The 18,947-nt window shown below is 71.8% G+C and carries 16 protein-coding genes; 4 read left to right on the forward strand and 12 right to left on the reverse strand.

Translation table 11 applies throughout. The features are described 5' to 3' along the window. The first annotated feature begins 58 nt into the window (after positions 1-58). Entirely contained in the window at positions 59-4,000 is a 3,942-nt protein-coding gene (locus tag ACH54P_RS20510; RefSeq protein WP_489915057.1) for a nucleic acid/nucleotide deaminase domain-containing protein, read from the forward strand. Positions 4,001-4,070: 70 nt separating this feature from the next. Then, entirely contained in the window at positions 4,071-4,523 is a 453-nt protein-coding gene (locus ACH54P_RS20515; protein ID WP_489915059.1) for a hypothetical protein, read from the forward strand. Between the two features lies 1 nt (position 4,524). Here the strand turns inward: ACH54P_RS20515 and ACH54P_RS20520 are convergent, their stop codons facing one another. From ACH54P_RS20520 to gatC, 8 genes are all read right to left on the reverse strand, one after another. Continuing rightward, positions 4,525-5,667 (reverse strand): Gfo/Idh/MocA family protein, encoded by a 1,143-nt coding sequence (locus tag ACH54P_RS20520; RefSeq protein WP_489915061.1) that lies wholly within the window; start codon positions 5,665-5,667, stop codon positions 4,525-4,527. Then, the gene (locus ACH54P_RS20525; protein WP_489915063.1) at positions 5,667-6,413 is read right to left on the reverse strand and encodes a cupin; all 747 of its coding nucleotides are present in this window, start codon (positions 6,411-6,413) and stop codon (positions 5,667-5,669) included. The genes ACH54P_RS20520 and ACH54P_RS20525 overlap by 1 nt, the downstream gene beginning before the upstream one ends. Positions 6,414-6,421: 8 nt before the next feature. Continuing rightward, complete coding sequence (locus ACH54P_RS20530; protein WP_489915065.1) at positions 6,422-7,339, reverse strand: DUF6807 domain-containing protein; 918 nt, start codon at positions 7,337-7,339, stop codon at positions 6,422-6,424. Continuing rightward, positions 7,336-8,415, reverse strand: a complete 1,080-nt coding sequence (locus ACH54P_RS20535) for a Gfo/Idh/MocA family protein (RefSeq protein WP_489915067.1) — start codon at positions 8,413-8,415, stop codon at positions 7,336-7,338. The genes ACH54P_RS20530 and ACH54P_RS20535 overlap by 4 nt, the downstream gene beginning before the upstream one ends. Positions 8,416-8,664: 249 nt before the next feature. Then, positions 8,665-9,195: a hypothetical protein gene (locus ACH54P_RS20540; RefSeq protein ID WP_489915069.1), complete on the reverse strand. Its 531-nt coding sequence runs from the start codon at positions 9,193-9,195 to the stop codon at positions 8,665-8,667. Between the two features lie 3 nt (positions 9,196-9,198). Then, a complete protein-coding gene (gene gatB, locus ACH54P_RS20545; RefSeq protein ID WP_489915071.1) occupies positions 9,199-10,704 on the reverse strand; it encodes an Asp-tRNA(Asn)/Glu-tRNA(Gln) amidotransferase subunit GatB in 1,506 nt (501 codons plus the stop codon). Further along, a complete protein-coding gene (gene gatA / locus ACH54P_RS20550; RefSeq protein ID WP_489915073.1) occupies positions 10,701-12,218 on the reverse strand; it encodes an Asp-tRNA(Asn)/Glu-tRNA(Gln) amidotransferase subunit GatA in 1,518 nt (505 codons plus the stop codon). Before gatA ends, gatB begins: the two co-directional genes overlap by 4 nt. After that, on the reverse strand, positions 12,215-12,514 hold the full coding sequence (gene gatC, locus ACH54P_RS20555; protein WP_489915075.1) for an Asp-tRNA(Asn)/Glu-tRNA(Gln) amidotransferase subunit GatC: 300 nt from the start codon (positions 12,512-12,514) through the stop codon (positions 12,215-12,217). The genes gatA and gatC overlap by 4 nt, the downstream gene beginning before the upstream one ends. A gap of 236 nt (positions 12,515-12,750) precedes the next feature. Here gatC and ACH54P_RS20560 point away from each other — a divergent pair, with 236 nt between their 5' ends. After that, positions 12,751-13,404, forward strand: coding sequence for an ACT domain-containing protein (locus tag ACH54P_RS20560; protein ID WP_364258797.1), 654 nt, complete (start codon positions 12,751-12,753; stop codon positions 13,402-13,404). Between the two features lie 63 nt (positions 13,405-13,467). Here ACH54P_RS20560 and ACH54P_RS20565 read toward each other — a convergent pair whose 3' ends face one another. The 4 genes from ACH54P_RS20565 to ACH54P_RS20580 all read right to left on the reverse strand — a co-directional run bounded on the left by ACH54P_RS20565 (position 13,468) and on the right by ACH54P_RS20580 (position 17,973). Then, positions 13,468-13,962 (reverse strand): GNAT family N-acetyltransferase, encoded by a 495-nt coding sequence (locus ACH54P_RS20565; RefSeq protein ID WP_489915077.1) that lies wholly within the window; start codon positions 13,960-13,962, stop codon positions 13,468-13,470. Next, on the reverse strand, positions 13,955-16,135 hold the full coding sequence (ligA, locus tag ACH54P_RS20570; RefSeq protein WP_489915079.1) for an NAD-dependent DNA ligase LigA: 2,181 nt from the start codon (positions 16,133-16,135) through the stop codon (positions 13,955-13,957). Before ligA ends, ACH54P_RS20565 begins: the two co-directional genes overlap by 8 nt. Positions 16,136-16,146: 11 nt before the next feature. Next, positions 16,147-16,851 (reverse strand): hypothetical protein, encoded by a 705-nt coding sequence (locus ACH54P_RS20575; RefSeq protein WP_489915081.1) that lies wholly within the window; start codon positions 16,849-16,851, stop codon positions 16,147-16,149. Positions 16,852-16,935: 84 nt separating this feature from the next. After that, positions 16,936-17,973 carry a methionine synthase gene (locus ACH54P_RS20580; protein ID WP_489915083.1) on the reverse strand — a complete coding sequence of 346 codons (1,038 nt, stop codon included), beginning with the start codon at positions 17,971-17,973 and terminating at the stop codon, positions 16,936-16,938. 121 nt (positions 17,974-18,094) lie between these two features. Here ACH54P_RS20580 and ACH54P_RS20585 point away from each other — a divergent pair, with 121 nt between their 5' ends. Further along, complete coding sequence (locus ACH54P_RS20585) at positions 18,095-18,916, forward strand: LURP-one-related family protein (RefSeq protein ID WP_489915085.1); 822 nt, start codon at positions 18,095-18,097, stop codon at positions 18,914-18,916. The last annotated feature ends 31 nt before the right edge of the window (positions 18,917-18,947 follow it).

An 18,947-nucleotide genomic window follows, 5' to 3' on the forward strand; every position in this document is an offset into this window, starting at 1 on the left:
CCCGAGCACCGGACGGTGTGGCGCCGGTGCGCGTTCGCGAAAGAGAGCCATGAGACCGGTGAAGAGACTCCAGCGGCTCCGGCGCGGCGGCCTGATCGTCGCGATGGTGGCCGCACTGACCGCACAAACCGTGCAGCAGGCGGCCGCGGCGCCGGCCGCGGTCCCCCGGGCCGCCGCCACCACGGCGGCCGCCGGTGCGCCGCTCTCCCCGCGCGCCAAGGTGCTCACCGTCTGGCGCAGCGCCGGCTCGCAGGTCAAGGCCGAAGCCGAAAAGGCGCTGATCGGCTCGGACGCCGACGTCGAGGCGTTCCTGAACGACAAGCTGGGCCGCCTCGCCGCGCTGGACGACCGGCTGTCGGTGAACCAGATCCTCGCGGCCGGCGGGCCGGCCGTGAAGACCAAGGCGCAGCAGGCGCTCGACGCCGCCGACGGCGATCCGGCCGCGCTGCGCGAGTTCCTGAACGACGGGTGGGCGTCCGCGTCGGTCACCGACCTGCGCGTCCGCGTCAACCAGATCATGGCCGCGGGCGGTCCGGAGGTCAAAAAGGCCGCGCAGGCCGCGCTGGACAACGGGACTTTCGAGGCACTCCACCAGTTCCTGGACACGACGTCGGCCCGCGCCGAGGCGACCGACCTGCGCGTGCGGGTCAACCAGATCCTCGCCATCAGCGGCCCCGAGGCGAAGGCCGCGGCGCAGGACGCGCTGGACGACGGGACCCCGAACCGGCTGCGGCTGTTCATCGACCGCGACTGGGAGGTCGCGGCCGCCCGCGACCAGGAGACCGCGAGCATCCAGCAACTGGTCGACGCGGCGAAGATCGCCGGCGCCCAGGCCGCGCAGGAAACCCAGGAGGCGAAGAACGCCGCCGACCGCGCGCTGAAGGAAGCCGACCTGGCGCGGCAGGCGAGCGAACTCGCCGCCCAGGCCGCGGAAGCGGCGAAGGACAACGCCGCCGGTGCGGCCGAAGCGGCCGGCCGGGCCGCGTCGGCGGCCGACCGAGCCGCGAACGCCGCGGTCACGGCGATCGGCGCGGCCAACGCGGCGACGTCGGCGGCGCGTGTCGCCGCCAACGCCGCGACGCGGGCGGCCGCCGCGGCGGCGAAGGCCGGGCAGGCCTCGAGCGCCGCGTGGAACGCGGCCGCCGCCGCCCGCGTCGACCGCGGCAAGGCCGGCGACGCCTCGAAGGCCGCCATCGACGCGGCCGCGGCGTCGACCAGCGCGCAGCAGGCCGTCGACGCGATCGACCAGGCGAAGACCGCGCTGGGCCACGCCCGCGAGGCGATCGACGCCGCGAACTCGGCCGGGCAGAACGCGTCGAACTCGGCCGCGGCGGCGCGTGAAGCCGTCAAGTGGGCGAAGAACGCCGGCGCCGACGCCCACGAGGCCGAAGCCGCGGCGGCGACCGCACAGCGGCAAGCCGACCGGGCGAACCGGGCCGCGGCCTCTGCCCGCGCGTACGCGGACGAAGCGGCCGATGCCGCGGCGCAGGCGCGGGAACTGGCGTCCCGGGCCGCGGTGGACGCCGCCGTCGCCGCCGCGGCGGCCAAGGACGCGGCCGAACACGCGGTCGGCGCCGAACAGGCGGCCCAGCTCGCGACCGAGCACGCGAACGCGGCGAGCGCCGCCGCGCAGATCGCGGTCGACTCGGCCAACCAGGCGAACCGGATCTACACCGCCGCCCGCAAGGCCGACGAGGACCGGCTCGCGCTGCAGGCCGACCAGGCCACCGAGGCCGCGCAGCAGGCTCTCGGCGTCCAGGACCGGCTGGGCCTGACCCGCAAGTGGAACGCGGCGCAGGAAGCCCAGCGCGACGCCGAAACCACCCGGCTGCTCGCGGAGGCGAACGCCCCGGGCACCGATCCGGCCCTGGCCGTCCTCGACGGCCGGAAGATCGCGCTGCGCCTGCTGGCCACCGGCGGACCGTGGACGAAGTCGGCCGCCGAAGGCGCGCTGGCCGGAGCCGACCGCGAGGTCCGGGAGTTCGTCCGCACCGGCATCGGCCAGGCGGCCGCGCTCGACGACCGCGAAACCCTGCAGGAGCTCATCGCCGACGCGAACGCGGCCAAGAAGGCCGCCGGGCAGCAGGCGCTCGCGGGCAGCGACGCCGACGTCAAGCGGTTCCTCGCGTCGCCGGACTACCCCACCGAAGGCAATGACCTGCGGATCCAGGTCAACCAGGTCCAGGCCGCCGCGCGCGCCGAGAGCAACGCCGTCGTCGTCTCCGAGGCGCAGAAGGCGCTCGACGCCGCGACGGTGGCCGCGTACCGGCAGTTCCTCGACACCGGGCAGAACCTCGCCCGGGAGAAGGACGACCGCCTCGCGCTGAACCAGCTGATCGCCAACACCGCGACCGGGCCCGAGGCCCGGATGCTGGCCCAGGCGGCACTGGCCGGCCCGCCCGACATGGTCCGCATGTACCGGCTCAACGGCCAGTACGTCGCCGCCCGGCACGACCGGGAGTCGGCGGCGCACAACGCGGTCGTCGCCGGGCTCGTCGCGGAAGCGACTTCGGTCGCGGCGACGGCGTCCAAGAACGCGGCCACGGCCCAGTCCGTCGCCGCCAACGCCCGCCACGCCGCGGACCAGGCGGCCGAGTACGCACGGCAGGCCACCGCCCACGCCGACGCGGCCATCGCGGCGGCGACGCGGGCCGCGCAGTCGGCGGAGGATGCCCGGCAGTCGGCGCAGAAGGCGTACGAGTCGGCCGTCACCGCGCAGGAGGCCGCGGCCCGCGCTTCGCAGGCGGCGGTCCGGGCTTCGCAGTCGGCCATGTCGGCGCGGCACTCGGCCAACGTGGCGGCCCAGTACGCGCAGAGCGCCATCCAGGCCGCGCACCAGGCGTACCAGGACGCGATCGACGCCGGCAAGGACGCCGACGCCGCCGTCACGGCCGCGAACGACGCCCGCGACAAGGCGATCGCCAAGGCCAACCAGGAGATCGACGCCGCCAAGAAGAAGTTCGCCGACGACGTCAACAACGCCTGCAACGCCGTCCCCGCGGGCCCGGCCCACGACGACTGCGTGGCGCGCGCGACCCGGTTGATCAATGACCCCAAGGGCGAGTCCGAACGCAACGTCGCGGTCTGCAACCAGCTCAAGCAGTACAGCGAGCAGACGTTCAACGACTGCCTGAAGGGCGCGTACAACCCGGCGCTGACGTACGTCATCAACAAGGCGATCGCCGACGCCAAGCAGCAGGCCGAGGACGAAGCCGACGCGGAGCGCTGGTGGACGATCGGCGGCACGATCGTCGCGGGCGCGGTGATCATCGGCGCCGGCGTCTTCTGCGCCGAAATCTGCACGGCCCCGCTCGTCGGCGCCCTCGCCGGCGCCGAAGCCGGTTTCCTCGCGGAAGCGGCGGGCGCGGGCATCGAGCTGACGATCGGCGCGGAGTTCGTCACCGGAATCGCGAGCGATACGTTCCTCGCGTCCCGGCTGAGCGCGCTGAGTTCGGAGGAATTCCTATCGAGCATCGCGGTCCGGAACACCCTCGGTGATCTGGCGCGCAATTTCATCAGCAAGGTCGGCGCGGCCTGTGTTCCCGGGTTCGCGGCATTCCGCGCGGCCGCCGCGGGCGGCCTTTGCCTCAACCCCGTCCAGTACGAACGCTGGGGCAGCGAACTCGCGGACAAAGCCTACGAGTTCCGCCGGGCGACGGGCCTGCTCAGGAGGCCGGAGATCAACGTTTCGGTGGCGAAGATCCCCGGGTACAAGGACCCGGTCCTCGGCGACGGCTACATCGGCGCGATCAGCGGCAGCGGCCTCCACGCCGAGGAACGCATCATCAAAACGCTCCAGGACAAGGGATTCGACACGAAGGCGATCGAGCGCCTGTTCACCGAACGGAGCCCGTGCACCGACCGGTGCCTGCCGCTCCTCGGGGAGGCCCTCGAAAACGGCACGGTGATCGACTTCGCCGTCTACTACCTGAAACAAAGCAGGCAGGAAATCGAAACCCTGGAAGCCCTGATCGCCCAGCGCGGCGCGGGATATCGGTGACGAATTGAGTACCCGGTGGTGGCCGCGCGTTCCGGCGCCGGCCACCACCGGGCTCTGTTAGGGTGAATGGGTGACCGATCCTTTCGCTTTCGAAAAGGCCGCGCACCTGGCCGACAACCCGCTGTTCCGCGCGCCGGACGACGCGGTCGCGTCCTGGCGCGAACTGGCGGAGTCCGTGCGGGCGGAACTGACCAGGATGGGTTTCGCGGCGACGGTCCTCGACCGCTTCACGCCCGACCCGTGGCCGCCCGGGGCGTGGATCCACGTGCACGACATCCAGCCCTTCGGGGTGACGCTGGAGTGGCACGCGCCCGTCCAGGAGACGGAGTCCTACCACACCCGGCTCCGCCGGCAGGATCCCGCCGACCCGCTCGTCTCCTACGTCGTCACGGCGAAGGAACTGATCGTCCGTTCGCTGCTGGAGGTCGTGCGGGAGGCGGGCTTCCGGACGCTCGTCGACCACGAAGAGCGCCAGACGTACCACTACCGCGTGCTCGAGGCGCCGCGGTTCCCGAAGGCCTGAGCTACGCCAGCGGCTTCAGCTCCACCCGGCGGCCCTCCGCCGACGACGTCAGCCCGGCCTCGGCCAGCTGCAGTCCGCGCGCGGCCGAGAAGAAGTCGTAGCGGTGTTGCCGTCCGGCGACGACGTCCCGGACGAACTCCTCCCACTGCGCCTTGAAGCCGTTGTCGAACTCGGTGTTGTCCGGGACCTCCTGCCACTGGTCGCGGAACGGCTCGGTCGCCGGGAGGTCCGGGTTCCACACCGGCTTCGGCGTCGCCGAGCGGTGCTGGACGCGGCAGCGCCGCAGCCCGGCGACCGCGCTGCCTTCGGTGCCGTCGACCTGGAACTCGACCAGCTCGTCGCGGAAGACCCGGGTGGACCACGACGAGTTGATCTGCGCGATGGTCCCCGACTCGAGCTCGAAGATGCCGTACGCGGCGTCGTCGGCCGTCGCCGCGTAGGCCTCGCCCTGCTCGTCCCAGCGACGCGGGATGTGCGTCACCGCCTTCGCCGTCACCGCCGAGACGCGGCCGAAGAGGTTCTCGAGCACGTAGTTCCAGTGGCAGAACATGTCGAGCACGATTCCGCCGCCGTCCTCGGCGCGGTAGTTCCAGCTCGGCCGCTGCGCTTCCTGCCAGTCGCCCTCGAACACCCAGTAGCCGAACTCGCCGCGCACCGACAGGATCCGCCCGAAGAACCCGCCGTCGATCAGCCGCCGCAGCTTCCGCAGGCCGGGCAGGAACAGCTTGTCGTGCACGACGCCGTGGCAGATCCCGGCGTCCCGCGCGAGCCCGGCCAGCTCCAGCGCGGCCGGCAGCGACTCGGCCAGGGGCTTCTCGGCGTAGACGTGCTTGCCCGCGGCGATCGCCGCCCGCACCGACGGCTCGCGCGCCGACGTCAGCTGCGCGTCGAAGTAGATCTGGACGTCGGCCAGCGCCGAATCGACGTCGGTCGTCCACGCGGTCAGGCCGTGGCGGTCGGCGAGCTCCTTGAGCTTCGCCGCGTTGCGCCCGGCGAGGATCGGCTCGAGCTGCACCCGGGTGCCGTCGGGCAGCTCGACGCCGCCCTGCTCCCGGATGGCCAGCACCGACCGGAGCAGGTGCTGCCGGTACCCCATCCGGCCGGTGACCCCGTTGAGCAGCACTCCGATACTGGGCTGGTTCATCACTGGCCTTCCTGATCGAGGGCGTCCCCGCCGCAGGGCGAGGTGACACCCGGGATGTCGTATTCGGCGCGGCGCCCGCACATGCCGTAGCCGTCCGGGTTCGACGGCGTCGCGACCCGGACCCCCGCCTGCTCGAGGTGGCTCCCGTCGCCGTCGGCGAGCGCCTTGAGGTGCGCCCCGGTCAGTTCGGCGGCCTTCAGCGCCCCGGCCTGCCAGCGCGGCACCCACCCGGCGACCTTCGGCCCGACGAGCGCGACGGCCGCGCGGTGGAAGGCCCGCAGCGGCTCCGCGTCCCCGTCCAGCAGGGCCTCCCGCAGCGGCAGGTAACCGCGAATCGCCAGGTCACGCCGCCGTCGGGCGGCGTCGTCGGTTTTCGGCAACGCGGCGGCCTCGGCGTAGGCCGCGGCGTCGGCGAGCACGTCGGGCGGGAACGTGAACACGGCGTCGCCCGCCTCGGGCAGCCCGCTGTTCTGCATGAGGACCGTGACGCGCAGGCCGCCGCCCTGCACCATCCGGTGCACGGTGCCCGGCGCGAACCACGCGATCACCCCGGGCTCCAGGGGCGTCTCGGCGTAGCCGCCGGTGCTCAGCGTCTGGACGGCGCCTTGTCCCCCGGTGACGACGTACGCCTCGGTGCAGGCGAGGTGCAGGTGCGGGCTGCCGCCGCAGACGCCGTCCTCGGCCGCCCAGTCGTAGGCGCGCAGGTGCGAGACGCCGATGCCACCCGGTAGCGGGAACTCGTCCATGCTGCTCCTCAGAATCCGTGGCTCTCGAGGTACTGCGTCACCCGGTCGCGGTCCCAGGCCCCGTCGCCGACGACGATCCGGTAGCGATAAGTGAAGCTCTCCCCCGGCGGCAGCGCGAACTCTTCGAAGAACGCCCACGAGATGGCGACCATCGGCGCGTCCTGCGAACGCACGAACCAGTGCGACTCGTGGATGGCTTTGTCGTTCTCGGGCGCGTGCGCGAAGACGAGCGTCGAGTGCGCGTCGACGCCGTCGTGCTCGCCGACGAACGCCAGCCACGGCGCCTGCGCGCCCATCATGGCGTCGCCCTCGAGGTCGCCGGGCCCGAGGACGCGGCCGCCGCCGAAGTCCCGCGGACCACGCCAGTGCAGGCCGGTGTACCCGGCCTGGTCGCGGCCGGCGGTGGTCGGGCTGCCGAACTCGAGCGGGACGTCGCGGACGTTGGTCAGCTCGATCGCCCAGTCGAGGGCCCAGGCGCCCTCGGCCGGCTCGACCGAGTGGATGACGATGTCACGCCGTTCCCGCGCCCACTCGTCGCCGCCGTTGGCGACCCAGGTGAGCCGTTCGGTGAGGCTCAGCCGGTCGCCCTCGACGGTGAAGTCCGCGAACTCGTCGTGCCGCATGGAGCCGATCCGGTCGGGCAGGTCCTGGTACCAGCGGCCGGGGACGTAGGTGTGGCCGCCCCAGAAGTTCTGGCCGGACAGGTGGCTCGCCGTCATCTGCAGGCCCTTGTGCCACCGGTGGTCCGACGGCCGGTACCCGCTGACGCACCAGCCGCCGAGGGTGCGCAGCGGATGGGTGTAGGGCTTGCGGGACTCGTACGCCACGGGGTCGGGTTTGTACACATAGGACAGGAGCTGGACGCCCGCCGCCTCGACGACGACGTGGTCGCCGTGCCGGTGGGTCACGGTGATGGGCGCGCTCACCGGCGGTTTCCGTCCGCGGTCCCGGCCATGGACCGGTAGAAGGCGTCGCCGGGCCCGATCTGCCCGCGGCGCACGCCGAGGCCGGTGCTCGCGGACTTGTAGAGCGCGGCGACGAACTCCAGCACCCGCCGCCCGTCCGCCCCGCTGCACGGCGGCCGCCGCCCTTCCCGGAACGCGGCCAGGACCGGCGCGAACGCGGCGGCGTGCGAGCTGGCGACGTCGGCGGGCGGCGTGTTTCCGACGGTCAGCCCCGGTGCGGGGGTGTAACGCCAGTGGTCGTTGCCGTACCCGTAGAGGTGGGTGAGCTCGACGGTGGCGCGCTCGCAGTCGATCCGGATCCGGCTCACCTCGTCCGGGGAGAGGACGCTGTTGACGACGGTCGCGAGCGCCCCCGACTCGAACCGGACGAGCGCGGTGGAGACGTCCTCGGTCTCGACGTCGTGCACCAGCCGCGCGGTCATCGCCCGCACTTCGGCCCACTCGCCGAGGAGGTGGAGCAGCAGGTCCATCTGGTGGATGCCATGCCCCATGGCTGGCCCGCCACCCTCGGTCTCCCACCGCCCCCGCCAGGGCACGGCGTAGTAGGCGGCGTCGCGGTACCAGGTCGTCTGACAGTGCGCGACGAGCGGACGGCCGAGCTCCCCGTCCACGAGCAGGCTCCGGAAGTGCGCGGCGCCCGAACCGGACCGCTGCTGGTACACGAAGGCGGCGTACGGACCCCCGTCCCGTTCGGCGGCGGCCATCTCGTCGTACTCGGCGAGCGACCGGCACGGCGGCTTCTCACACCAGACCCAGGCGCCGCTCTCGAGGACCTTCTTGGTCTGCTCGACGTGCAGTCCCGGCGGCGTGCAGATCGAGACGAGGTCGGGTTCCTGCTCGGCGAGCAGGGCGTCGAGGTCGCGGTAGGGCTTGGCGTGGTCGGTCGCCGCACAGAACGCCACGGCCCGGGCCTCATCGACGTCCGCGGCGGCCACGAGGTCGACGTCGCCGCCATGAGCCTGAAAGGCGGCCCGATGGCTCCCGGCGATCCCCCCAGCCCCGACGACGGCGACCCGTAAGCGCTTTCCCGAAGCCAACCCCGGACCTCCCTCCTCGACGACGACACCCCGCGGCAGCGATCGGCGCGGCATCGGCGACGCCGACTTCGACCGTGTCAGAAAGCGCTTTCTCGCGCAACGGCCGACCAAACTGACAACGTTGTCAACGCTGGTGGTCAACCAAACGGACGACCTGCGGCTCGGTCTCCCACACGGGCTACGAAGGCCGTACCGACCTCACCGCGGCTCCGCACACCTGCCTGCTCCCGACAACCGCGGCCCAGGCGATCAGCGGCTCTTGCTCCGAGGCTCACGCTTCCGCGGCTGCCGGCTCTCGGCCCGCACCGCGCGCATGTCCAGGAACGCGGCGACGCCCGACACGAGCGCGGCGAGCAGCCCGAGGAACCGCCCGGAGCCGGGGTTGATGGCGATCCCGGCGGCGTCGAAGATGCCGCGCTGGTCGGCGTCGAACTCCCAGTCGAGCGTGAACCAGCCGATCACCATCAGCAGCAGCGACGCCGCGGCGACCACCAGCCACAGGTGCGGCAGCCCGCTGACCCGCAGTTTCCGGATGCGGCCGAAGAAGACCACGACCAGCCCGGCCAGCAGCAACGGCAACGGCGGGCACCAGGCGAAGAAGCTCGAGTGCCACGCGTCGCGGATGACGTCGTCGCGCGGCAACTGCGAGAGGATGTCCTCGATTTCCGCCTTGTTGGTGCTGAGCGTGGTCCACGGCAGGAACGTCGAGCCCAGCGCGAGCAGCCCGGCCGCCAGGCCGAGCCACTCGCGCCAGGTGACGCTTTTGACGGAGAAGGACAACGGTCAGGAACCGACGCGCTCGATGATCAGCTCGCGGACCCGCTTGGCGTCGGCCTGCCCCTTGGTCGCCTTCATGACCGCTCCGACGATCGCGCCCGCCGCGGCCACCTTGCCGCCGCGGATCTTGTCCGCGACGTCGGGCTGCGCCGCCAGGGCCTCGTCGATCGCCGCGAGCAGGGCCGAGTCGTCCGAGACGACCTTCAGCCCGCGCTTCTCGACGACATCGCGCGGCTCGCCCTCACCGGCGAGCACACCCTGGACGACTTCCTTGGCCAGCTTGTTCGTCAGTTCGCCGGACGACACCAGCCCGATGACCTCGGCCAGCTGCTTCGGCGTGATCGGCAGATCGGCGAGCTCGACCTCGCGGGTGTTCGCCTCCTGCGCCAGCGTGTTGACCCACCAGCCGCGCGCCTCGTCCGGCGACGCGCCGGCCTCGACCGTGGCCGCGACGAGGTCGACGGCACCGACGTTCAGCAGGTCACGCAGGGCTTCGTCGGAAAGCGACCACTCGGTCTGGATCCGCTTCCGCCGCTCGGACGGCATCTCCGGCAGCGTGCCGCGCAGCTGCTCGACCCACTCGCGCGACGGCGCGATCGGGACCAGGTCGGGCTCCGGGAAGTACCGGTAGTCCTCGGCGGTTTCCTTCGTCCGGCCCGGCGACGTGGTGCCGTCGGCCTCCTGGAAGTGCCGGGTCTCCTGCTTGATCGTCCCGCCGTCGGCGAGGATCGCCGCCTGCCGCGTCATCTCGTAGCGCACCGCGCGCTCGACGCTGCGCAGCGAGTTGACGTTCTTCGTCTCGGTCCGGGTGCCGAACTCGGTCGCGTCCTTCGCCATCAGCGAAACGTTCGCGTCGCAGCGCAGCGAGCCCTGGTCCATGCGGACGTCCGACACGTCGAGCGCGCGAAGCAGGTCACGCAGCGCGCTCACGTAGGCGCGCGCGACCTCGGGGGCCCGCTCGCCGGTGCCCTCGATCGGCTTGGTGACGATTTCGATCAGCGGCACGCCGGCCCGGTTGTAGTCGAGCAGCGAGTGCTCGGCGCCGTGGATCCGGCCGGTGGCGCCGCCGACGTGCAGCGACTTGCCGGTGTCCTCCTCCATGTGCGCGCGCTCGATCTGCACGCGGACGACCTCACCGTCGTCGAGCGTGACGTCGAGGTAGCCGTTGAAGGCGATCGGCTCGTCGTACTGCGAGGTCTGGAAGTTCTTCGGCATGTCCGGGTAGAAGTAGTTCTTCCGAGCGAACCGGCACCACTCGGCGATCTCGCAGTTCAGCGCGAGACCGATCCGGATCGCGCCCTCGACGGCCTTGCCGTTCACCGCCGGCAACGCGCCGGGCATGCCCAAGCAGGTCGGGCAGACCTTCGTGTTCGGCTCGCCGCCGAACTCGTTCGGGCAGCCGCAGAACATCTTCGTGTTGGTGTTGAGCTCGACGTGCACTTCGAGCCCGAGCACCGGGTTGAAGCGTTCGATGACGTCGGCGTAGTCCATCAACTCGGCCACGGCAGTCACTTCGTTCCTCCCAGCTCCGGGACCTTGTGGACGAGCGAGCCACCAGCGGCGGCGTCGCGGGCGGCCTCGTAGGCGGCGCCGACCCGGTAGAGCCGGTCGTCGGCGAGCGCCGGGGCCATGATCTGCAGGCCGACCGGCAGCCCGTCCTCGTCGGACAGCCCGCTCGGCACGCTCATGGCGGCGTTGCCGGCGAGGTTCGACGGGATCGTGCACAGGTCGGCGAGGTACATCGCCATCGGGTCGTCGACGCGCTCGCCGATCTTGAACGCGGTCGTGGGCGTGGTCGGCGACACGAGGACGTCGACCTGCTGGAAGGCGGCGTCGAAGTCACGCGTGATCAGCGTGCGCACCTTCTGCGCCGAGCCGTAGTAGGCGTCGTAGTAGCCGGACGACAACGCGTACGTCCCGAGCATGATGCGCCGCTTGACCTCGGCGCCGAAGCCCTTTTCGCGGGTCAGCGACATGACCTCTTCGGCGCTGTGCGTGCCGTCGTCGGCGACGCGCAGGCCGTAGCGCATGGCGTCGAACCGGGCGAGGTTCGACGAGCACTCGCTCGGCGCGATCAGGTAGTACGCGGGCAGCGCGTAGACGAAATGCGGACAAGAGACCTCGACAACCTCGGCGCCGAGCGCCCGCAGCTGTTCGACCGCGCCCTGGAACGACCGCAGGACGCCCGGCTGGTAGCCGTCGCCGCCGAACTCCTTCACGACGCCGACCTTGACGCCCTTCAGGTCACCGTTCGCGCCCTGGCGCGCCGCGGCGACAACCGGCGGCACCGGCGCGTCGATCGAGGTCGAGTCGCGCGGGTCGTACCCGGCGATGACCTCGTGCAGCAGCGCGGCGTCGAGCACCGTCCGGGCGCACGGCCCGGCCTGGTCGAGCGACGACGAAAACGCGACGAGCCCGTACCGCGACACGCCACCGTAGGTCGGCTTGACCCCCACGGTCCCGGTGACGGACCCGGGCTGGCGGATCGAGCCGCCGGTGTCGGTCCCGATGGCGATGGCCGCCTCGAAGGCCGCGATCGACGCCGACGAGCCGCCACCCGACCCGCCCGGGATGCGGGCGTGGTCCCACGGGTTGTGCGTCGGGCCGTAGGCCGAGTTCTCCGTCGACAACCCCATGGCGAACTCGTCCATGTTGGTCTTGCCGAGGATCACGACGCCGGCCTCGCGCAACTTGCGCGTCACCGTGGCGTCGTACGGCGGGATCCAGCCTTCGAGCGTTTTCGACCCACACGTGGTCGGCACGCCCTCGGTGGTCAGGACGTCCTTGAGCGCGAGCGGCACGCCGGCCAGCGACGACGCGGGCGCGTTGCCGTCGGCGAGCCCCTCGTCGACGGCCTTGGCCGCGGCCAGCGCGCCCTCGGTGTCGACGTGCAGGAACGCGTGGATGTGGTCGTCGACCTCGGCGATCCGGTCCAGGTGGGCCTGCGTGACCTCGACCGCGGACACCTCACGCGCGTGGATCTTCTCCGCCAGCTCCGCGGCGGACAGCTTGATGAGCTCGGTCACTGCTCTTCCCCCAGAATCCGCGGCACCCGGAAACGCCCGTCCTCGGCGGCCGGCGCACCGGCCAGCGCCTGCTGCTGCGAGAGCCCGGGGACGACGACGTCCTGTCGGAAGACGTTCGTCAGCGGCACGGCGTGCGACGTCGGCGGCACGTCGTCGGCGGCGACCTCGCTCACCTTGGCCACCGAGTCCAGGATCTGGTCGAGCTGGCCGGCGAAGACGTCGATCTCGTCGTCGGTCACGGCCAGCCTGGCCAGCTTCGCGAGGTGCGCGACCTCGTCTCGGGAAATGTTGGGCACGCGGGTGACTCCCGGGTTGTGCTGTGCGGGTTGTCTCGGAAGCTGCAAGTCTATGGTGGCGGCGTGGGCGGACTCGACTGGGTTACGCCCGGCGCAAGCCAGGTGCCGTCCGGCGACGCTCGCATCCCGCCCGGCGGACAGCAGGTCCCGCGAGCCGGGTGGGTCTGTCACAATCGGCGACCGGCATCGAGCGTCCCACGGCAAGGCTGGGACGCCAGAGGTGAGAGGGGCGCGTGGTGTCGTTCCTGATCCGGGTCCTCCTTCCGGACAGCCCGGGGACCCTCGGCGCGGTCGCCACGGCTCTCGGCACGGTAGGCGCCGACATCCTCAGCGTCGACGTCGTCGAACGCGGCAGCGGAGTCGCCGTCGACGACCTGGTGGTCGAGCTCCCGTCGGGCCGCCTGCCCGACGCGCTGATCACGGCGGCGGAGAGCGTCGAAGGCGTCGAAGTGGACGCGGTCCGCCCTTACGCGGGCGTGCTGGACACGCACCGCGAGCTCGAACTCGTCGAAGAGATCGCCGCGCAGCCGAAGTCCGGCCTCGACATCCTGGCCGAGGGCGTCCCCCGCATCGTGCGTGCCGGCTGGGCGATGATCGTCGAACACGCCGAAACCGGCGCGGTCCGGCTGGCCTCGTCCAGCGCGGCTCCCGAGACGCCGATCACCGACCTGCCGTGGCTGCCGCTCGAACGCGCGACGGTGCTCGACAGCGAGGACGACTGGATCCCGGAGACGTGGAAGGAGCTCGGCACCGAGCTGGCCGCCACGCCGCTCGGCAAGCCGGGCAAGGCGCTGCTCGTCGCCCGCCCGGGCGGGCCGAACTTCCGCGCCGCCGAGGTCGCCCGGCTCGCCCACCTCGCGGGCATCGTCGCGGTCGTCCTCGACGGCTGAGCTCCGGACCGGCGTGGCCGAATCGGGGACGAACAGCTCGTCCCCGATTCGGCGACCGCCAGGTCAGACGTCGATCTGGTAGGCGATCAGGCTGATATGCGGGTATGGCCGCCAGTCCCGCTCGGCCAGGCGGGCAAAGCCGAGCCGCTCGTAGAGCCGATGCGCGCTGCGCATCCCCTCGACGCTGCTCAGCACCACCTTGCGGATGCCCAGCGCCCGCGCACGGTCGAGCACGGCCTTCGTCAACGCCTCGCCGATGCCGCGGCCACGCGCCGACGGCGCCACCGCCAGCATCCGGAACTCCAGCTCCCCCGGCCGCGAGATCTCGGCGTACGGAGAGCCGGGATGCACGATGGTCACCGTGCCGACCACCTCTCCTGCGCCGTCGACAGCGACGAGCACCTCGGCCAGCTCGACCCGCCGCTCGATGTCGCGCAACTCCGCGTCATACCCGACGTCCCCGGCCAGGTGGCCGTCGGCGTCGTAGGCCCGCACCGTGACCTCGCCCGCCGCGGCATACTCCTCGGGCCGCGGCGGCCGGATCTCGACATCACCCATCGGTTCCCCCAGTCTCTTCTTCGCCCGTTTCGTCACCGGTCGGCAGCGCCACCTCCTGCGCCGCCTCGGGCCCCCGCTCCAGGAGGACGCGGAAGCCGGCTTCGTCGAGCACCGGCACCTTCAGCTGGACAGCCTTGTCGTATTTCGACCCAGGCGAGTCGCCGACGACGACGAACGCGGTCTTCTTCGAGACGGACCCAGCGGCCTTGCCGCCGCGGGCCATGATGACTTCCTTCGCCTCGTCGCGGGAGAAGGTGTCGAGCGAGCCCGTCACCACGATCGACAGCCCTTCGAGGTTGCGCGGGATCGACTCGTCGCGCTCCTCCGCCATCCGCACGCCGGCGCGTCGCCACTTTTCGACGATCTCGCGGTGCCAGCCGACCTCGAACCACTCCTGAGTCGCCCGCGCGATGGTCGGGCCGACGCCGTCGACGTCCGCCAGTTCCTCCTCGCTCGCCTGCTCGATCCGCTCGATCGAGCCGAACTCGCGCGCCAGCGCCTGCGCCGCCGTCGGCCCGACGTGCCGGATCGACAGCGCGACCAGCACCTTCCACAACGGCCGGTCCTTCGCCGCGTCGAGGTTGGCGAGCAGCTTCCGCGCGTTCGCGGACAACTCGCCCGCCTTGGTCCGGAACAGCTCGACCTCGGCGAGGCTGTCCTCGTTCAGGTCGAAGACGTCGCCCTCGTCGGCGACCACCCGCGCGTCGAGCAGCGCGACCGCCGCCTCGTACCCGAGGACCTCGATGTCGAAGGCGCCGCGCCCGGCCAGGTGGAAGAGCCGCTCCCGGAGCTGCGCCGGGCAGAACCGGGTGTTCGGACAGCGGATGTCCTTGTCGCCTTCCTTCTGGTAGGCGAGCTCCGTGCCGCATTCCGGGCAATGGGTGGGCATGACGAACTCGCGCTCGTCGCCCGTGCGCGCTTCCACCACCGGCCCGAGGACCTCGGGAATGACGTCGCCGGCCTTCCGGATGACGATCCGGTCGCCGATCAGCACGCCCTTGCGCTTGACCTCCTCCTGGTTGTGGAGGGTGGCCCGCGCGACGGTCGACCCCGCGACCGTGACCGGCTCGGTGACCGCGAAGGGCGTCACCCGTCCGGTGCGCCCGACGCCGACCTGGATGTCCAGCAGCGTGGTGATCGCTTCTTCGGGCGGGTATTTGTACGCGATCGCCCACCGCGGCGCGCGTGACGTCGTGCCCAGGCGTCGCTGCAGTCCCACCTGGTCGACCTTGATGACCACGCCGTCGATCTCGTGCTCGGCGTCGTGCCGGTGTTCACCCCAGTAGGTGATGTGCTCGGTGAGTTCCTCGGCCGACGTCAGCACCTTGCTGTGCGGCGACACCGGCAAGCCCCACGCCGCCAGCGCGTCGTACGCCTCCGATTGACGCTGCGGTTCGAAGCCCTCGCGCTTGCCGAGCCCGTGGCAGATCAGCCGCAGCCGGCGCTCGCGGGTGATCTTGGGGTCCTTCTGCCGCAGCGACCCGGCCGCGGTGTTGCGCGGGTTCGCGTACGGCGGCTTGCCCGCCTCGACCATCTTCGCGTTCAGCTCGAGGAAGTCCTCAACACGGAAGTAGACCTCGCCGCGCACCTCGACCAGGGCGGGCACCGGGAACTGGTCGCTGCCGGTCAGTGTCTCGGGCACCTGGTCGAGCGTGCGGACGTTCAGCGTGACGTCCTCCCCGGTCCGGCCGTCACCCCGGGTGAGCGCCCGGGTGAGGTGGCCGTTCTCGTACAGGAGGTTGATCGCCAGGCCGTCGATCTTCAGCTCGGCGAGGAACTCGGTGCGCCCGACCTCCTTCTCGACGCGCTCGACCCAGGCCAGGAACTCGTCCTCATCGAAGACGTTGTCGAGGCTGAGCATGCGCTCGAGGTGGTCGTGCGCGGTGAACTCGGTCGAGAACGTGCCCCCGACCCGCTGGGACGGCGAATCGGGCGTGATCAGCGCCGGATGCGCCTCTTCCAGCCGCTGCAGCTCGCCGAGCAGCTCGTCGAACTGCCCGTCGGAGATGATCGGCGAGTCCAGGACGTAGTAGCGGAACTGGTGGTTGCGCAGTTCCTCCGCGAGGGCAGCGTGCCGCTCGCGCACGTCGGCCGGGACGTCGGCGACGTCCTCGGCGGCCACCGGGGCGTCGACCGCCGCAATCTGGTCCTGGGGGAGTTCGGTGCTGCTCACGGGTGGTAACCCTAGCCGGAGGTACCGACAATTTCGTCCGGCCCGGCGTCCAGTCCGCGGACCAGTTCACGGAGCTCCAGAAGGGTGATCGCCCCGGCCGGCTCGGCCTCCGCGGTCTCGACGCGGCGTAACCGTTCGGCGGCGAGCCGTTCACCCAGTGTCGCGTCGAGGGGCAGGAAAGTCATGGTCCGCCGGGAGGCGTCGTCAAGGTCGCGGAACCCCGGGTGGAAGACGGCGACGTCGACCACGTGCTCGTCGTCGTCCACCTGCGCGACAACCCGGACGTCGGCCAGCGCGATCCGGTGCTCGCCGAGGTTCACCGTGACCTCGGTCGGATCGGGCACCGGCGGGACGGAGTCGTGGTACTCCCAAATCGCGTCGTCCGGCGGCGCGGCGGCGCGCCACGCGTCGGTGAACGGCCGCAGCTCCGGGTCTTCCTGGCCGGTCACGACCAGGGCGTAGATCGCCTGTCGCCCCCGTTCGAGCGAGAAGTGCAGCCGCGGGTGCAGCGCCTCGACCAGCTGGCAGAGCTCGTGCTCGACCCGGTGCGGCTCGCCCTCGCCGAGCGCCGCGCTGGTCATCGGGAGCAAGTCGAACCAGCCGTGCCAGAACGCTTCCGCGGCGGCCGCCGGGTCCTCCGGCACGTGCTGCTCGGGCCACGCGGTGCGCGGGTCGGGCGGATCGGCGGCGGTGCTCTTGCGGCGGAACAGGCGCATGGTTACGGGTGGTCCTCGTTCGGTCGGCTACCCCGACACGCTACTTGCCGGGCGGAGCGGACGTCGGCGAGTTGCCGGATTCCGTCACCAGTCCTCCGGCGGCTCCACGAAGGCCTTGCCGAGGTCACGCGTCAGCGCAAGGGTCCGGCGCAGCCATTCCGGCGTCGCGCCGGCGAGGCCGCATGCGGGCGTCGGCACGGCCCGTTCGGCGAGGACGCTCCGGTTGAAGCCGAGCCGGTCGGCCAGCCGGAAGGCCGGCTCACCGATGTCCTTCAGGCTGGGCGGAGACGCGGGCGCCGTCGCCGGGACCGCGCCCAAGAACAACGTCGCCCCGCCGTCCCACACCTCGCCGATCTCGTCGAGGAACGCGGCGGACGCACCGTCGAGCGCGGCGAGGTCGAAGGCGATGGCGTCCGCGCCGGCCTGGCGCAGCAGGCCGAGGGGCGGTTTCGCGGCGCAGCAATGCAGGATCACGGGATTGCCCGTGATCTGCCGGGCGCCGTCGATCATGGTGGCGAGCAGGTCACGGGCGTCCGGCTCCGGCACCGCCGGGACATTCCCGTAGCCGGAAGGCGTCGACAGCCCACCCGCCAGCACCGTGGGCAGCGACGGCTCGTCGAACTGGACGACCACCGGTGCGCCCGTCCTGGCTCGGACTTCGGCGACATGGCCGGTGAGGCCGTCCAGCAGGGACGCGCTGAAGTCGCGCAGGGCGCCGCGGTCGGTGAGCACCCGATGCCCCCGGGGCAGTTCGATCCCGGCGCCGAGGGTCCATGGCCCGGCCACCTGGACCTTGAAGACCGGCGGCGTGACTCCGGCCTTCTCGCGCGCCTCTTGCAAGGCGTCGAGGTCCCAGCGGAGCAGGTCGACGGCCCGGCGGTGCTCGTGCCCCGGCCGGGCCGCGACGCGGTAGCCGCTCGGGACGACCTCGACGGCCAGGTCCACCAGCAACGCGGCGGTCCGGCCGAGCATGTCCGCCCCGACGCCGCGAGCCGGCAGCTCCGGCAGGTGCGGGAAGTCGGGCAGCTCGCCGAACACGACCGCCGCCGCCTCCGCCGGGTCCGTGCCCGGCATCGAGCCGATCGCCGTCGCGGCACCGCTGGGCCAAAGTCGCTCGTTCACGACCACCGATTCTGGTCGACCACCCCCCGGCGGCGCCGACCGGGCCGCCGGTATGCGGACATTCACCGTATTTCCTTTTACCGACACCACGAGCAGGTCCGCGCGGATAGGCTGACCGGCCATGACGAGTTCGCCACCGCAACCGGGCTGGTACCCCGACGCGCGGGATCCCCGTCTGCACCGATGGTGGGACGGCCAGGCCTGGACCACCAACACCCGGCCGGCCAACCAGCCACCGCCGAGCGACTCTGCGCCGATCGAGCTGGACATCGAGCGCGGCCACGACCCGGCGCGGATCCAGAGCCAGGTCAACCGCGCGACCCGCGGCCGAGGCGGCGGGCAGAGCGGTGGCGGGACCTTGTTCACGGAACCGGTCCTGGTGGTCAACCAGCGCGCCAAGCTGATCGAGATGGCCAACGAGTTCGGCGTCTTCGACCAGAACGGCAACCGGCTCGGCGGGGTCGTCCAGGTCGGCCAGAGCACGCTGAAGAAGGCGATCCGGCTCCTGACCAACTACGACCAGTTCCTGACCCACAAGTTCGAGGTCCGCGACGCCAACCACAGCACCGTGCTCAAGGTGACCCGGCCCGCGAAGGTGTTCAAGTCGCGGTTCGTCGTCACCAGGGCCGACGAGACTCCGATCGGCGAGATCGTCCAGGAGAACGTCTTCGGGAAGATCCGGTTCGGCTTCGTCGTCGACGGCCGCTCGGTCGGCGGGATCTTCGCCGAGAACTGGCGCGCCTGGAACTTCTCGATCCGAGACCACGCCGGCACCGAAGTCGCCCGGGTGACCAAGACGTGGGGTGGGTTCCTCAAGGCCGCCTTCACCACGGCCGACAACTACGTCGTCGAGATCCCCCACCCGCTGCCGGATCCGCTGGCCAGCATGGTGGTCGCCGCGGCCCTCACGATCGACACCGCCCTGAAGCAGGACACCGACTGATCGAGTGACCGGTGTCTCATCTCCTCCCGGT

Source organism: Amycolatopsis sp. N2S4-7, assembly GCF_058119595.1.

Excerpts from the sequence above, each read along its gene's own strand:
- ACH54P_RS20565 (WP_489915077.1), bottom strand. The coding sequence starts at position 13,962 with ATGGGTGATGTCGAGATCCGGCCGCCGCGGCCCGAGGAGTATGCCGCG.
- ACH54P_RS20585 (WP_489915085.1), top strand. The coding sequence starts at position 18,095 with ATGACGAGTTCGCCACCGCAACCGGGCTGGTACCCCGACGCGCGGGAT.
- ACH54P_RS20525 (WP_489915063.1), bottom strand. The coding sequence starts at position 6,413 with ATGGACGAGTTCCCGCTACCGGGTGGCATCGGCGTCTCGCACCTGCGC.
- ACH54P_RS20520 (WP_489915061.1), bottom strand. The coding sequence starts at position 5,667 with ATGAACCAGCCCAGTATCGGAGTGCTGCTCAACGGGGTCACCGGCCGG.
- ACH54P_RS20575 (WP_489915081.1), bottom strand. The coding sequence starts at position 16,851 with ATGCGCCTGTTCCGCCGCAAGAGCACCGCCGCCGATCCGCCCGACCCG.